14 protein-coding genes and 1 pseudogene are annotated in these 13,242 nt (G+C 49.9%); 8 read left to right on the plus strand and 7 right to left on the minus strand.

The genetic code is table 11. From position 1 onward, the window contains the following. A pseudogene (locus tag ACOTYN_RS12970) lies at positions 1 to 122 on the plus strand (IS3 family transposase); the annotation flags it as partial. Here the strand turns inward: ACOTYN_RS12970 and ACOTYN_RS12975 are convergent. From ACOTYN_RS12975 to ACOTYN_RS13000, 6 genes are all read right to left on the minus strand, one after another. Beyond that, on the minus strand, positions 97 to 393 hold the full coding sequence (locus tag ACOTYN_RS12975) for a helix-turn-helix domain-containing protein (RefSeq protein ID WP_166182120.1): 297 nt from the start codon (positions 391 to 393) through the stop codon (positions 97 to 99). The pseudogene ACOTYN_RS12970 and the gene ACOTYN_RS12975 sit on opposite strands and share 26 nt — an antisense overlap. Before the next feature lie 733 nt (positions 394 to 1,126). Beyond that, positions 1,127 to 1,468, minus strand: a complete 342-nt coding sequence (locus tag ACOTYN_RS12980; protein WP_032622073.1) for a DUF6527 family protein — start codon at positions 1,466 to 1,468, stop codon at positions 1,127 to 1,129. Continuing rightward, on the minus strand, positions 1,468 to 2,838 hold the full coding sequence (locus ACOTYN_RS12985) for a ThiF family adenylyltransferase (RefSeq protein WP_032622075.1): 1,371 nt from the start codon (positions 2,836 to 2,838) through the stop codon (positions 1,468 to 1,470). The genes ACOTYN_RS12980 and ACOTYN_RS12985 overlap by 1 nt, the downstream gene beginning before the upstream one ends. Then, on the minus strand, positions 2,835 to 3,923 hold the full coding sequence (locus ACOTYN_RS12990; RefSeq protein ID WP_032622076.1) for a multiubiquitin domain-containing protein: 1,089 nt from the start codon (positions 3,921 to 3,923) through the stop codon (positions 2,835 to 2,837). Before ACOTYN_RS12990 ends, ACOTYN_RS12985 begins: the two co-directional genes overlap by 4 nt. A gap of 131 nt (positions 3,924 to 4,054) precedes the next feature. Next, positions 4,055 to 4,603: a winged helix-turn-helix domain-containing protein gene (locus tag ACOTYN_RS12995; protein ID WP_001567865.1), complete on the minus strand. Its 549-nt coding sequence runs from the start codon at positions 4,601 to 4,603 to the stop codon at positions 4,055 to 4,057. Between the two features lie 38 nt (positions 4,604 to 4,641). After that, a complete protein-coding gene (locus ACOTYN_RS13000; protein WP_001567866.1) occupies positions 4,642 to 5,748 on the minus strand; it encodes a hypothetical protein in 1,107 nt (368 codons plus the stop codon). 929 nt (positions 5,749 to 6,677) lie between these two features. Between ACOTYN_RS13000 and galP the strand changes: the two genes are divergently transcribed. From galP to ruvX, 7 genes are all read left to right on the plus strand, one after another. Continuing rightward, positions 6,678 to 8,075 carry a galactose/proton symporter gene (gene galP / locus ACOTYN_RS13005; RefSeq protein WP_045134809.1) on the plus strand — a complete coding sequence of 466 codons (1,398 nt, stop codon included), beginning with the start codon at positions 6,678 to 6,680 and terminating at the stop codon, positions 8,073 to 8,075. 58 nt (positions 8,076 to 8,133) lie between these two features. Then, the gene (locus ACOTYN_RS13010; protein ID WP_014885186.1) at positions 8,134 to 8,631 is read left to right on the plus strand and encodes a SprT family zinc-dependent metalloprotease; all 498 of its coding nucleotides are present in this window, start codon (positions 8,134 to 8,136) and stop codon (positions 8,629 to 8,631) included. A 94-nt stretch (positions 8,632 to 8,725) separates the two neighbouring features. Then, complete coding sequence (endA, locus tag ACOTYN_RS13015) at positions 8,726 to 9,433, plus strand: deoxyribonuclease I (protein ID WP_014885187.1); 708 nt, start codon at positions 8,726 to 8,728, stop codon at positions 9,431 to 9,433. A 51-nt stretch (positions 9,434 to 9,484) separates the two neighbouring features. After that, positions 9,485 to 10,216: a 16S rRNA (uracil(1498)-N(3))-methyltransferase gene (rsmE, locus tag ACOTYN_RS13020; protein ID WP_045134811.1), complete on the plus strand. Its 732-nt coding sequence runs from the start codon at positions 9,485 to 9,487 to the stop codon at positions 10,214 to 10,216. Positions 10,217 to 10,235: 19 nt separating this feature from the next. Further along, the gene (gshB, locus tag ACOTYN_RS13025; RefSeq protein WP_023331278.1) at positions 10,236 to 11,183 is read left to right on the plus strand and encodes a glutathione synthase; all 948 of its coding nucleotides are present in this window, start codon (positions 10,236 to 10,238) and stop codon (positions 11,181 to 11,183) included. A 74-nt stretch (positions 11,184 to 11,257) separates the two neighbouring features. Next, positions 11,258 to 11,818, plus strand: a complete 561-nt coding sequence (locus ACOTYN_RS13030; RefSeq protein ID WP_008499752.1) for a YqgE/AlgH family protein — start codon at positions 11,258 to 11,260, stop codon at positions 11,816 to 11,818. Then, complete coding sequence (ruvX, locus tag ACOTYN_RS13035) at positions 11,818 to 12,234, plus strand: Holliday junction resolvase RuvX (protein ID WP_006811925.1); 417 nt, start codon at positions 11,818 to 11,820, stop codon at positions 12,232 to 12,234. The genes ACOTYN_RS13030 and ruvX overlap by 1 nt, the downstream gene beginning before the upstream one ends. A 10-nt stretch (positions 12,235 to 12,244) precedes the next feature. Here the strand turns inward: ruvX and ACOTYN_RS13040 are convergent, their stop codons facing one another. Further along, positions 12,245 to 13,225, minus strand: a complete 981-nt coding sequence (locus ACOTYN_RS13040; protein ID WP_032635579.1) for a type IV pilus twitching motility protein PilT — start codon at positions 13,223 to 13,225, stop codon at positions 12,245 to 12,247. Positions 13,226 to 13,242 lie beyond the last annotated feature (17 nt).

The raw sequence follows: 13,242 nt of genomic DNA on the forward strand, positions 1-13,242 counted from the left end.
CGGACTATATCGTTGGATATTACAGCGCACTAAGACCGCACGAATATAATGGTGGGTTAACGCCAAACGAATCAGAAAACCGATACTGGAAAAACTCTAACGCGGTGGCCAGTTTTTGTTGACCACTTCATATTTGTCTTTCTCTTCTGTTGAGGAAGCTGGAGTTGAAGGTTTGTTCGAAGATAAGGAAAGCTCAATCCCTAAAACAGTAAACACTCTGAATAGCCTTTCAAAACTGGCACTCGATGGATTGGATTCGAAACGTGCATAAGCTTGCTGTGACACTCCTAATCGCTCTGAAATAGCTTTCTGTGTGAGTCCATTAACTTTGCGAAAACCAATCAATATTGGACGTAAATGATCAAGATGCTTTATCGGATAGGCTTTATTCATTTTGAGATAACCACGCGTTGTTGCGTCTGAAACATGCTTCTGGAGTCTCATTTAACAACGTACAGGGTGTTAAAACAAGAATACAAACTATAGATTGTTAAACAAACATGTAGTAGCGCTTAAACCCTTATTGAAAGGGCTTTCTGCATGATGCTCGACTCAGAGAACATTATGAGTATGTTGCAGGATCTCTAAAGGTGAATCGTTCGTTTGCGAGAACTTAAGCTGTATGGAGGAAGAGGTCCTGAAAGAAGGCGTGGAGTGCGATCACTCGTGAAAATGGATAGCGCCTGCGTCCTTGTTGCCTAAGGATGGAGAATAGCGCAAGTCAGCCGCGCCTTGTGCGTATCGCGTGGGCAGTTCTCACTACCAGTTAAACTTTCTGCCGGTTAGCAGGGCAAGCGCTGTGACCGGCGTAACGACGAAGCACTTCCCCTATGGATAGACAGATAAGTTCTCTGATAGAAAGCAATTTATTATATTTAAAACACCATCCAATAATTTACAAAATAAACATTAAAAGACTCTCTAAATTAAATTCAGAGTCTCGTCATGAGATTTACAAATACATGATTGAAATGAATCGCTTTGAAACTGGCTGTTCAGACCTGATTAAACCTGCAAATTGTTTTTGCTCAGGGTGTCCCTAAGTGAAAAACTACTCACAAGTACATGAACAGGCTCTGTTTTTTATTATCTGGATAATTTGCCATTTCCTTTCAAAAGTTAGAAATCAAACCCAAATAACTCTTCCTTTTTTTATCCAGAAATGAGATTGACAACCATCTTTTAGCCATACAGAAGGATACAGGGAAGGTAAACTGTTATCGTCAAGAGCATAATCCCATCTGGGGTTGGCTTCTTCTATAACCAGTAACTCAATGGTTCGCTCACATCCACAGGGACACTTAAATCCAATACACCAATCCTCCGTGCCCTCTCTGGCGAGAATTATGGAACGAAGAGGCATCTTATCCGGTAATGAATCCTCATTAACGATGATCAGTTGCCTTGCCGGAAGTAAATATTCAAACTTGCGTAGAAAATAATAAAGAACCTTGTTGAAAAAAGACATTACATATCTCCCAGTTCAGGAATACCCAAAAGTGGTTCTTTCCTGCCAGCGGCTATACGGGGATTGGGAGCCCTGGCAATTGCATCTTCATCGATATAGTCCTCTTCAACGCCAGAAAGACTGAACAACGTTCGCGCATATCCCTTGTTAGGGTATTCACGAAAAGGGAAACATCTGGCGATATATTCCAGTACACATGCTGCCGCTGCCCTCATGTTCAGTGTTATTACAGCTGGAGCCTCTTCCTGTAGCCCTGTGATGTAACCTCTTTCGACTTGCTCGTCATACTCTTCTTCGCTCAGGTTTTCACGGTAGATAAGCTCCGGGGTGTATACATGCCGATCAGATAACGTAGAGCCACCGGGTTTTACATAGTCTATCCGTCCCGTGACATCCGTAATTTTTCTTCCATCCTCAGGATCAACATGCGTTGGTATTTTTACACCCACATCAAGCAGTGGGATTAAAAATGACGAAGCAATGCGATCTGCAATCATCCGAGCCTGGAAAGTATCAACACAGCAAAAAATCACATCTGCATTTGCCGCTGACAGAACGGCTTCTCGCGAGAAGATGGTGTCCTGAATGGGTTGGGCAATATCTTTTCCTCGTATATTGCGAATAGCTTGCGCAAACATATCAACCTTCGACCGGCCGCTCAGGGCATCATCAAGAGTCGAGTTCAGGATCCTGTTCAGATTTTTCTTTTCAATATGATCATGATCAATAAGAACTATTTCCCCAAATCCTAGCCGGGCAACCTGTTCGGCCACAATTGAACCTGTGCCAGATACACCAATGATAGCTGCGGTAAGTTTGTTAAAGGTGTCAGTCATACCCGATGTAAAAGCTATCGGTTGCTGGCTTAACTCATAAATACCATCCCACCAGTAGTGAATATCATCACCTGCGACAGTTACTAAATCCACATTCTCAGCGTATTTCCCCTTACGATAGAGCCGTGCACGCATGCTTCCTTCAGAGACCATAATTGCTGAACCATGAACAGTGTCAACGCCCTGATAAAGAGAAAGCATCGTCTGAGCATCACTTGCATCATCCGTATCCGAGAATTCAAGCAAACCGCCGGGATGTGAATGTACAAGAATAACTGTCATTAAAGTTTCTTCAGCGGCATCAATGGCTTTCTCCAGATAGCTACCAGGCCATGATATAAAGTCACTCGTCCTGGATACGCACTCTTCATATGGAACCGGAATTAGCTCCTTTGCCATGAGCTTCAGACGAACTCCTTCATAACGGTTACACACCAGGATTGCAGCCGCCTCTTTTCCGTCTCCTGGAAAAAGATGTTTCTTCAGAGAAGTATGGAGTTCCTGAGTTAAGATTAGACGACTTCCGTGGCTCATTGCTCCACCTCCTTTTGCAGACAACCATCAGCCATGGCCAGTTGAGAAATAACTGAATCGGTCTCAGGATCCCATGAGCGATGGCGAGACCATCGCTGATACGCAACACTATCAATAACCGCCGTAGCTTCCGTAGCCGGAATGTTGACGCCATTGACCCGAGCCAATGGTGGATAGACATAAAACATATCCAACATGTTTACGGGATAGCCAGATGTTATCGACAGTGCCAGATTTACCTGTTGATGATTATATCCTTCCGGCACCTCAAAACCGTGAATAATCAGCCATCGTGCATTGCCGTTCAGGCTGGTCTCCCAAAAATACCCCATTTCGTTAAGATAGCGCTCATCACTGGGCAGAAGACTGAACTCACGGCGCTTGGCAGGGGACTCTTCGCCATTGTTCACATCTTTCGGCGTAAGTCGCAGTTTCTCTATCCCGGGCGTGCGCAAATCGATGATATCATCAATATTCTTCTCAACTTTTGGCTGCCCTTCAACTTTGAGAAAGATATGCCATGCCTGATTGGGATTCAGCCCTGCCCGGATAACAGCATCCCGGATGACAACGGTCGGGGTATCAAAAGTAAATTCCTTACCCTGAACATTCAGCTTCCACGTTGCCTTTCTGCTGATGAAATGCTCAATCCCATCACCATCCAGATCGATAATCTGGTCATTTTGTATTTCAAGATCGGCTTCGTCTTCACGTTCAAGAAGAAGTTTTTTATTGTCGTCAATGTTTCCGAGCTTACGGACGTTATAACCAGTGATTAAGCGGCATGGCCACTCAAGACGTGCCCCGTCAATTGTAAAAAAATACGTGCGATCTGATTCAATAACGATGAAACGGCGAACATCAGAGCCAAGATGGACAACTTCATCAGGACGGATATCTTCCAGTGAACCATTCGGAAGAAACATCAGGACAACAGGCATTTGATCTGGTTTAAAACCTGATGCAGCAGAAATCTGTGAACCGTTTGGTGTACGGTCCTCAAGCGCGACCTGACGGAAAACGAGATGTTCATCTGCCACCTCAATGAAGTGGTCGTGGGGGTATTGGGAACGAATCTCTTGCATAAATATCTCCAGGAGTTCTTCAGCAGTAGCGCTTCAGAATCTCATTAAATAAAGCTGTTTAACCAGGTGTCAGAAAAAAACTGAACCACTGCGAAAACTATACATGCAGCAATCTGGTTAAATCAAGCTGTTTAAGCGGAAATATTTGGACCGGAGTATATAAACTCAATGCCTCCTGTTGGTGAGGACACTTCAGACCTCATGATAACCCCTTCACTGGAAAGTTTTTTAAGCCTTGTGCTCGCATTTTGAACTGATATGTTGAGAGACTTAGCGACATTTGCCGTACTAACGCCATTACGTCCTAACACGACGTCAAGCAACGCCTTTGTCGAGCTTTTCGCTTCAGGGCCAATAACCCGCACTCCGCCAGCCAAAACCACTATCATAGACTGTTGCTTTGCAATGGCAGCATAGTCCCAGTTATCGATGAGATCTGTTGAGCTGACATCGGTGATAAAGAAATACTTTTCCCCACAAAGCTGCTTTGCAAGCGCAATGACACTTTCACGTGGAAAAGAGGAATCGGTAGCCACAATTCCTTCAAGAGAGATTTCAAAAGACTTGCAGCCAGGGTTTGAGTCAACGACATTTTGAAGTCGCTTAAACACTTCCCGCCCCAAAACATTTCCAAATGGATGGTTATTGTTTTCAGTGAGTTCCAGCAGTTTGACTTTCATACAATCCTGCTTCTTATGGTTAATTTAAGGAGATGATACTAATCATAGCCCAGGAAAAAATCAAAGCAAACTTGTGTGCCCTTAATCAACGCGAGCCTTTTTTTGCTGGTAATTTCAGTTATAACACCATTCTTGTAGGTAATTCTCAACTCAAAGTCAGGTTGTCGGACAAGAACAACAGCATCATATTTTGCGGCCAGATCCTGAGAACGCTTCAGACCCAGTCCCCGAGCTGCCTCGTCAGGTGCAGACCCAAATTGGCTCAACCCACCATTTTTAAGCGCATGGGTAACCAAGAATAAATCAGCATCTTCGCCTGATGACTCCAGTTCCTCGAAAATTTCAGGATAATGTTTTTTAAGATTACGTTTCAATGTCGTGGCAATACCCAAACCACTATCTGAAATGACGGTCTGAATGTGGCGCCGCTTACCTTTATATAACTGTAACGCTGCAAACCCAGGAATCGGGCTCTCACTGTGATCCCGGACATTACCAATCAGCTCTGAAAATATGGTGAACACCGCCATGTAGTACTTTTGGCCGGCATGGACTACAAACTTCTTAGTTAACTTTACAGGGATAGAGTTATCAAAATCATCAAGGTCTATAGAGGCTATCTCAACCAGATTGTCACTGTTTCCCTGATAGCGTTGTGCCCTTGAATTCGTTGGTCTCTCAGGCTTGACTAACACATCAGGATGCAAATGATCAAAAAAACCTAACCGGTTCAGGTAGTTTTTCGCAGAAGGGCATTTGCTAAAATCGAGTTCTATGGATTTTCCAGAATATGCAGCCTGATTTGCCAATGCAATTATCCTTGCTCCAGCCGCCAATAAAATAGAGCAACTTTCCGGGAAGCTTATGCTGCATCTGCGCGCAGAGGCGCTCAACAGACATCCCGAAGCTGATAAGTTAGCTTCAAAAATATTTTCATCGATCCAAGCGTCGCCATCCAGAACCAGAACATATTCATCGTCAACATACCATTTCCATTCGACCCGTTTGAGTCCCTCTGCATGGCTATATAAAAATGAATTCAGGGCTGACTTGTCAGCATATCCGAGAGTTTTAGCTATCTGTTTGCCTGTCAGGCCGGGAGATTCCCGAAGCAGCTCTTTGATTTTCTCTGTATCGAACAGCATTCGATAAAATCCTTAAAGAGAAATTATTCCTTTCCCTGTCCGGCAACTACCGGCCCCCTGTAAAGATTCACAGGCTGAGAAAGAGCAGAGGGGTGCATCTGATGTAACAAAGCGATAATTATATGTGGTGCTCCGGTTCGAGGTAAACAGCCGACAGGATAAAAATGCAGATCCTGCGAGTCCTTTACATCTCAGCGCCTGGAGTATCTGTCGAAACACTTCATATCAATATCAACTGATGAGTAGACGAGGGATGCCTGTTTAGTGACCTGAGTGCATTTTACGCATGGGATCTGAATAAATGTGATGAAGAATTGCGAGCAATAGAGCAGAAAATTTGAGGGAGATATGCATATAAAAAATCATTATTAGGCAACACGTCGGACTGAGTTATTGTCGCCTAATAATAATGATATTCATTTAGCTTGAATGTGAATAGCTACATTATTAAGACACAATAGTAAGGTGTATGAGGCAGCAGGACCGCCACCTTTGAAATTTTTAGGAAGAAAATCGTACACACCGCTATACACAGTGTGTACATCTTAAGATGTAGGCCAAAACATTAATATGTAATCATTATTTTCAAGTCACAATCAATAAACACCCTATTAACTGTATACTCAAGTATGCTGGCTTTTTTTTGTTTGGAACCGCTTACACACAACTCCATGCACCTCGCTTTCGGAATAATCTCTTTGCGTGATGGCATTTCTTGTGCTGTTACATTTCCTTTCAGTTAAGTCTGAAATGTATTCTTTCGCGATGCATATCACCTCATTTACCTCTATATTTTCAAAGCTTTAATAATTTTTACGGTTACACACCAGTGTAACCGATTACACCAATGTGATTAATCTCACATATTTTTACGGGTCACTCACCTACCCTTAACATCAATAAAACTGATAACCCAACTGGAGGGCATAATGCCTGACAATAAAAAACAGGGGCGTACGTCCAACAAGGCGATGACATTCTTCGTCTGCTTCCTCGCCGCCCTGGCAGGTTTACTTTTTGGCCTGGATATCGGCGTGATTGCTGGCGCCCTTCCCTTCATCGCAGACGAATTCCAGATTAACGCGCATACCCAGGAATGGGTGGTCAGCTCGATGATGTTTGGCGCAGCGGTTGGTGCTGTCGGCAGCGGCTGGCTCTCCTTCAAGCTCGGACGTAAAAAGAGCCTAATGATTGGTGCCATTCTCTTCGTCGCCGGTTCACTCTTCTCTGCTGCCGCCCCTAACGTTGAAGTGCTTATTCTTTCCCGCGTACTGCTGGGGCTGGCCGTCGGCGTCGCGTCCTACACCGCCCCGCTCTATCTCTCTGAAATTGCGCCAGAGAAAATTCGCGGCAGTATGATTTCGATGTACCAGCTGATGATTACCATCGGTATTCTCGGGGCTTATCTTTCCGATACCGCGTTCAGCTACAGCGGGGCATGGCGCTGGATGCTTGGCGTGATCATCATCCCGGCCATTTTGCTGCTGATTGGCGTCTTCTTCCTGCCGGACAGCCCACGCTGGTTTGCCGCAAAGCGCCGCTTCGTTGATGCCGAACGGGTGCTGCTGCGCCTGCGCGACACCAGTGCGGAGGCGAAAAACGAGCTGGAAGAGATCCGCGAAAGCCTGAAGGTGAAGCAATCTGGCTGGGCGCTGTTTAAAGAGAACAGCAACTTCCGTCGCGCAGTATTCCTCGGCGTGCTGCTGCAGGTGATGCAACAGTTCACCGGGATGAACGTCATCATGTATTACGCGCCAAAAATCTTTGAGCTGGCGGGTTATACCAACACCACCGAGCAGATGTGGGGCACCGTCATCGTCGGCCTGACCAACGTGCTGGCGACCTTTATCGCGATCGGCCTGGTGGACCGCTGGGGACGTAAACCTACCCTGACGCTGGGCTTCCTGGTCATGGCGATCGGTATGGGCGTGCTGGGCACCATGATGCACGTCGGCATCCACTCCCCAACCGCACAGTATTTTGCGGTAGGCATGCTGCTGATGTTTATCGTCGGGTTCGCGATGAGCGCCGGTCCGCTGATTTGGGTACTGTGTTCTGAGATCCAGCCGCTGAAAGGGCGTGATTTTGGTATCACCTGCTCAACTGCAACCAACTGGATTGCCAACATGATCGTCGGCGCGACGTTCCTGACCATGCTCAATACCCTGGGCAATGCCAACACCTTCTGGGTCTACGCCGGTCTGAACATCTTCTTTATTGTGTTGACCATCTGGCTGGTTCCAGAAACCAAACATGTTTCACTGGAACATATTGAACGTAACCTGATGAAAGGTCGTCCACTGCGCGAAATCGGCGCACACGACTAATCCTCTTGCGGGAGGCGCCTCTTGCGCCTCCCCGCTTCGCGCTTTATGCTCTGCCCCTATGAAAGCTCCCCGTCTCCCCATCGCCCTTCAGCAAGCCGTTATGCGCAGCCTGCGGGAAAAACTCGCCCAGGCGAACCTGAAGCTCGGTCGGAATTACCCTGAACCGAAGCTGGTCTATCAGCAGCGTGGCACCGCGGCGGGTACTGCCTGGCTGGAATCGTATGAGATCCGCCTGAACCCGGTGTTGATGATGGAAAACCAGCAGGCGTTTATTGAGGAAGTGGTGCCGCATGAGCTGGCTCACCTCCTGGTGTGGAAACATTTTGGTCGCGTCGCGCCGCACGGAAAAGAGTGGAAGTGGATGATGGAGGCAGTACTGGGCGTTCCGGCGCGCAGAACTCATCAGTTCGAGCTGGAATCTGTACGTCGCAATACGTTCCCCTACCGCTGCCAGTGTCAGCAGCATCAGCTTACCGTCCGCCGCCATAATCGCGTGGTCCGCGGCGAGGCGACCTACCGCTGCGTCAAATGCGGCGAACCGCTGATTGCGGAGTAATCATTTGAACATTCAGGAACTTTCCTGATCTGACTGATTGCATACAGGAAAAACATTCGTTACGTTGCGGGCTCGTTTTGACACGGAGTGTAAGATGTCCCGTAATTTTTCTCTCGCGGTCGCCTTTCTGACGACAGCGTTCTCAGGCCATGCTCTGGCCGATGGTATCAACAGTTTTTCCCAGGCCAAGGCAGCAGGCGTGAAGGTGAACGCCGATGTGCCGGGCGATTTCTACTGCGGCTGTAAAATTAACTGGCAGGGTAAAAAAGGGGTCGTGGACCTGGAGTCCTGCGGCTATAAGGTGCGTAAAAACGAAAACCGCGCCAGCCGCATCGAATGGGAACATGTCGTTCCGGCATGGCAGTTTGGCCACCAGCGCCAGTGCTGGCAGGATGGCGGTCGTAAAAACTGTTCTAAAGATCCTGTCTACCGCCAGATGGAAAGCGATATGCATAACCTGCAGCCCGCCGTGGGTGAAGTGAACGGTGACCGCGGCAACTTTATGTACAGCCAGTGGAACGGTGGCGAAGGCCAATATGGCCAGTGCGGCATGAAGGTGGATTTTAAAGAAAAAGTCGCCGAGCCGCCTGCCCGCGCGCGCGGCAGCATCGCCCGCACCTACTTCTACATGCGTGACCGCTACGACCTCAACCTCTCCCGTCAGCAGACGCAGCTGTTCAATGCGTGGGATAAGCAATATCCGGTGACTGAGTGGGAATGTCAGCGCGACGAACGCATCGCCAGAGTCCAGGGGAATCATAACCCGTACGTCCAGCGGGCTTGCCAGGCGCAAAAGAGCTAACCTACACTACGGCAATTCGCTTATCTCGCATGACATATGGAATTTCTGACTATGCGCATTCCTCGCATTTACCACCCTGAACTGATTACCGCAGGTCGCGAAATCGCCCTGTCTGACGACGCCGCCAACCACGTTGGCCGCGTGCTGCGCATGGGGGCTGGCCAGGCAATACAGCTTTTCGACGGCTCTAATCAGGTTTTCGAGGCGGAAATCACCCGGGCGGATAAAAAAAGCGTGCATGTGAATGTGTTGCGCGGTGAAGTGGACGATCGTGAATCGCCGCTGCACATCCACCTGGGCCAGGTGATGTCGCGCGGGGAAAAGATGGAATTCACCATTCAAAAATCCATTGAGCTGGGTGTAAGCCTCATTACGCCACTTTTTTCCGAGCGCTGTGGCGTTAAACTGGATGCGGAACGTCTGAACAAAAAGATCCAGCAGTGGCAGAAAATTGCCATTGCGGCGTGTGAACAGAGCGGCCGCAACCGCATACCGGAGATCCGCCCGGCAATGGACCTGGAGGACTGGTGTGCCGAAGAGGAGAGCGGACTGAAGCTCAATCTTCATCCGCGCGCCAGCGCCAGCATTAATACGCTGCCGCTGCCCGTTGAACGTGTACGCCTGCTGATTGGCCCCGAAGGCGGCCTGTCGGCGGAAGAAATTGCGATGACGGCGCGTTACCAGTTTACTGATATTCTGTTGGGACCTCGCGTTCTGCGCACTGAGACAACGGCACTCACGGCCATTACCGCGCTACAGGTACGGTTTGGCGATCTGGGTTGAAGTATAAACGGAGAAGAACATGATTAAGCTCGGCATCGTGATGGACCCCATCGCAAACATTAACATCAAGAAAGATTCCAGCTTCGCTATGTTGCTGGAAGCGCAGCGTCGCGGCTATGAGCTCCACTATATGGAGATGAACGATCTTTACCTGATCAACGGTGAAGCCCGCGCGCGTACCCGCATCGTTAACGTCGAGCAGAACTACGACAAATGGTACGAGTTTGGCACCGAGCAGGATATTGCCCTGGCCGATCTCAACGTTATTCTGATGCGTAAAGATCCGCCGTTCGACACCGAATACATCTACTCCACCTATATCCTTGAGCGTGCCGAAGAGAAAGGGACGCTGATCGTCAATAAGCCGCAGAGCCTGCGCGACTGCAACGAGAAGCTTTATACCGCCTGGTTCTCAGACCTGACGCCTGAAACGCTGGTGACCCGCAGTAAAGCTCAGCTGAAGGAATTCTGGCAAAAACACGGCGATATCATCATGAAGCCGCTGGACGGCATGGGCGGCGCGTCTATTTTCCGCGTGAAGGAAGGCGACCCGAACATTGGGGTGATTGCCGAAACCCTGACCGAACTGGGTACCCGCTACTGCATGGCCCAGAACTATTTGCCCGCCATTAAAGATGGCGACAAACGCGTTCTGGTCGTGGATGGCGAACCCGTACCTTACTGCCTGGCACGTATCCCACAGGGTGGCGAAACGCGCGGTAACCTGGCGGCCGGTGGACGCGGTGAGCCGCGCCCGTTGACCGAAAGCGACTGGGAAATTGCCCGCCGCGTTGGCCCAACGCTTAAAGCCAAAGGCCTGATCTTTGTTGGCCTGGACATCATTGGCGATCGCCTGACGGAAGTGAACGTCACCAGCCCAACCTGCATTCGCGAAATCGAAGCGGAGTTCCCGATCTCGATCACCGGAATGCTGATGGACGCTATCGAAAAACGTTTACAGAAATAATCTGTGACAGCGCCCGGCTTTATCCCCATACTGGGCGCTGTCGCTTTTTAAACCAGGAAACAGTACCTCTGACAATGAATTTACAGCATCACTTTCTTATTGCCATGCCTGCTCTCCAGGATCCGATTTTTCGCCGCGCCGTGGTTTATATTTGTGAATACAATGAAGACGGCGCGATGGGCATTATCATCAATAAGCCGCTGGAAAACCTGCAGGTTGAAGGGATTCTGGACAAGCTGAAAATCCCGGCTGAAGCACGACTGCCGGAGATCCGGCTTGATAAGCCGGTGATGCTGGGTGGACCACTTGCAGAAGATCGCGGCTTTATCCTGCATACCCCGCCGGTATTCTCTTCCAGTATCCGCATCTCCGATAACACCGTGATCACCACCTCGCGCGACGTGCTCGAAACGCTGGGTACCGCAGAACAGCCTTCCGAAGTGCTGGTGGCGCTGGGTTACTCGTCGTGGGAGAAAGGCCAGCTTGAGCAGGAAATCCTCGATAACGCCTGGCTTACCGCACCAGCGGACATGAATATTCTGTTTAAAACCCCGATAGCCGATCGCTGGCGCGATGCGGCAAAACTGATTGGCATTGATATTCTGACCATGCCTGGTGTCGCGGGGCACGCCTGATGAGCGGAACACTTTTGGCCTTTGATTTTGGTACCAAAAGCATTGGCGTCGCTGTGGGTCAGCGCATCACCGGTACCGCGCGTCCACTCACGGCCCTGAAGGCCAACGACGGCACGCCTGACTGGAATCTTATCGAACGTCTGCTGAAAGAGTGGCAACCGGATGATGTTATCGTTGGGCTGCCGCTGAATATGGACGGCACCGAACAACCCCTTACCGCCCGCGCACGTAAGTTCGCCAATAAAATCCATGGCCGCTTTGGCGTCTCCGTGAAGCTTCACGACGAGCGTCTTAGCACCGTCGAAGCGCGTGCTGGCCTGTTTGAGCACGGCGGCTTCCGGGCGCTCAACAAAGGCAGCGTAGACTCCGCCTCTGCCGTCATCATCCTCGAAAGCTATTTCGAACAGGGCTATTAATCTCAGGGGCCTATAGCCGCCCCTGCGCCCGTCTCTCCGCCACGCTTTGATCAAAGTTCTGCATTCCCGCCTGCTGGCCTGTTTGAATGATACCGGGCAGTTGCCACGTTTTTCCTTCACGAATCAGATTTGCCGCCGCCGGGGTATTCACCAGCAGTTCATACAGCGCGACACGCCCACCCTGCAGGTCGGGAAGCAGCCTCTGTGCCAGCACCGCACGCAGGCTACCGGCCAGCTGGTTACGTACCGGGTCTTTCTCCTGCGCCGGGAAGGTGTCCACCAGCCGCTCAATGGCCTGCGAGGCACCCCGCGTATGCAGTGTCGCCAGCACCAGATGCCCGGTCTCCGCCGCCGTCAACGCGAGACGGATCGTCTCTGCATCACGCAGCTCCCCCAGCAAAATCACATCTGGATCCTCGCGTAACGCTCCGCGCAGCGCCTCGACAAAAGACGGGCAGTGCTGACCTATTTCCCGCTGCTGAATCAGGCAGCGTTCGCTCCGGTACAGATACTCCACCGGATCTTCAAGCGTGAGGATATGCCCGTCAGTATGGTGGTTGAGAAAATCGACCATCGCCGCCAGAGTGGTGGATTTGCCGCTGCCGGTCGCCCCCGTCACCAGAATCAACCCGTTGTCACTGGATAACAGTTCCGGAATGGCACGCGGCACGCCCAGCGAAGAGAGTGGCGAACAGGTGCGTGGCAGCAACCGCAGGGCGATGGACACCCCGTTAATCTGCTTAAACGCACTCCCGCGCAGACGCTGGCCTTCTGCCACCGTCACGGCAAAATCGACCTGACCGTGAGCCCACCAGCTTCCCTGCTGCTCATCATTCAGCCACGCTTTTAATAACGCCCCGACATCTGGCGGCGGAAACGGCGCGGGTTCAAGGCGTCCTGACCGGCGCCAGCGGGGTGGCGAATCACTGCACAGGTGTAGATCGGAGACGTTATGCTTTACACTAAGGGCCACCATTTCTTCCACATCCATATACTACTCCTCGGAAA

The sequence above is a fragment of the Enterobacter cloacae complex sp. IR5458 genome (assembly GCF_049238025.1).
Lineage (GTDB): Bacteria > Pseudomonadota > Gammaproteobacteria > Enterobacterales > Enterobacteriaceae > Enterobacter > Enterobacter kobei.

What these genes read in the sequence shown, in the direction of transcription:
- ACOTYN_RS12975 (WP_166182120.1), bottom strand. Translation starts at nt 393, where the DNA reads ATGAATAAAGCCTATCCGATAAAGCATCTTGATCATTTACGTCCAATA.
- ACOTYN_RS12980 (WP_032622073.1), bottom strand. Translation starts at nt 1,468, where the DNA reads ATGTCTTTTTTCAACAAGGTTCTTTATTATTTTCTACGCAAGTTTGAA.
- ACOTYN_RS12985 (WP_032622075.1), bottom strand. Translation starts at nt 2,838, where the DNA reads ATGAGCCACGGAAGTCGTCTAATCTTAACTCAGGAACTCCATACTTCT.
- ACOTYN_RS12990 (WP_032622076.1), bottom strand. Translation starts at nt 3,923, where the DNA reads ATGCAAGAGATTCGTTCCCAATACCCCCACGACCACTTCATTGAGGTG.
- ACOTYN_RS12995 (WP_001567865.1), bottom strand. Translation starts at nt 4,603, where the DNA reads ATGAAAGTCAAACTGCTGGAACTCACTGAAAACAATAACCATCCATTT.
- ACOTYN_RS13000 (WP_001567866.1), bottom strand. Translation starts at nt 5,748, where the DNA reads ATGCTGTTCGATACAGAGAAAATCAAAGAGCTGCTTCGGGAATCTCCC.
- galP (WP_045134809.1), top strand. Translation starts at nt 6,678, where the DNA reads ATGCCTGACAATAAAAAACAGGGGCGTACGTCCAACAAGGCGATGACA.
- ACOTYN_RS13010 (WP_014885186.1), top strand. Translation starts at nt 8,134, where the DNA reads ATGAAAGCTCCCCGTCTCCCCATCGCCCTTCAGCAAGCCGTTATGCGC.
- endA (WP_014885187.1), top strand. Translation starts at nt 8,726, where the DNA reads ATGTCCCGTAATTTTTCTCTCGCGGTCGCCTTTCTGACGACAGCGTTC.
- rsmE (WP_045134811.1), top strand. Translation starts at nt 9,485, where the DNA reads ATGCGCATTCCTCGCATTTACCACCCTGAACTGATTACCGCAGGTCGC.
- gshB (WP_023331278.1), top strand. Translation starts at nt 10,236, where the DNA reads ATGATTAAGCTCGGCATCGTGATGGACCCCATCGCAAACATTAACATC.
- ACOTYN_RS13030 (WP_008499752.1), top strand. Translation starts at nt 11,258, where the DNA reads ATGAATTTACAGCATCACTTTCTTATTGCCATGCCTGCTCTCCAGGAT.
- ruvX (WP_006811925.1), top strand. Translation starts at nt 11,818, where the DNA reads ATGAGCGGAACACTTTTGGCCTTTGATTTTGGTACCAAAAGCATTGGC.
- ACOTYN_RS13040 (WP_032635579.1), bottom strand. Translation starts at nt 13,225, where the DNA reads ATGGATGTGGAAGAAATGGTGGCCCTTAGTGTAAAGCATAACGTCTCC.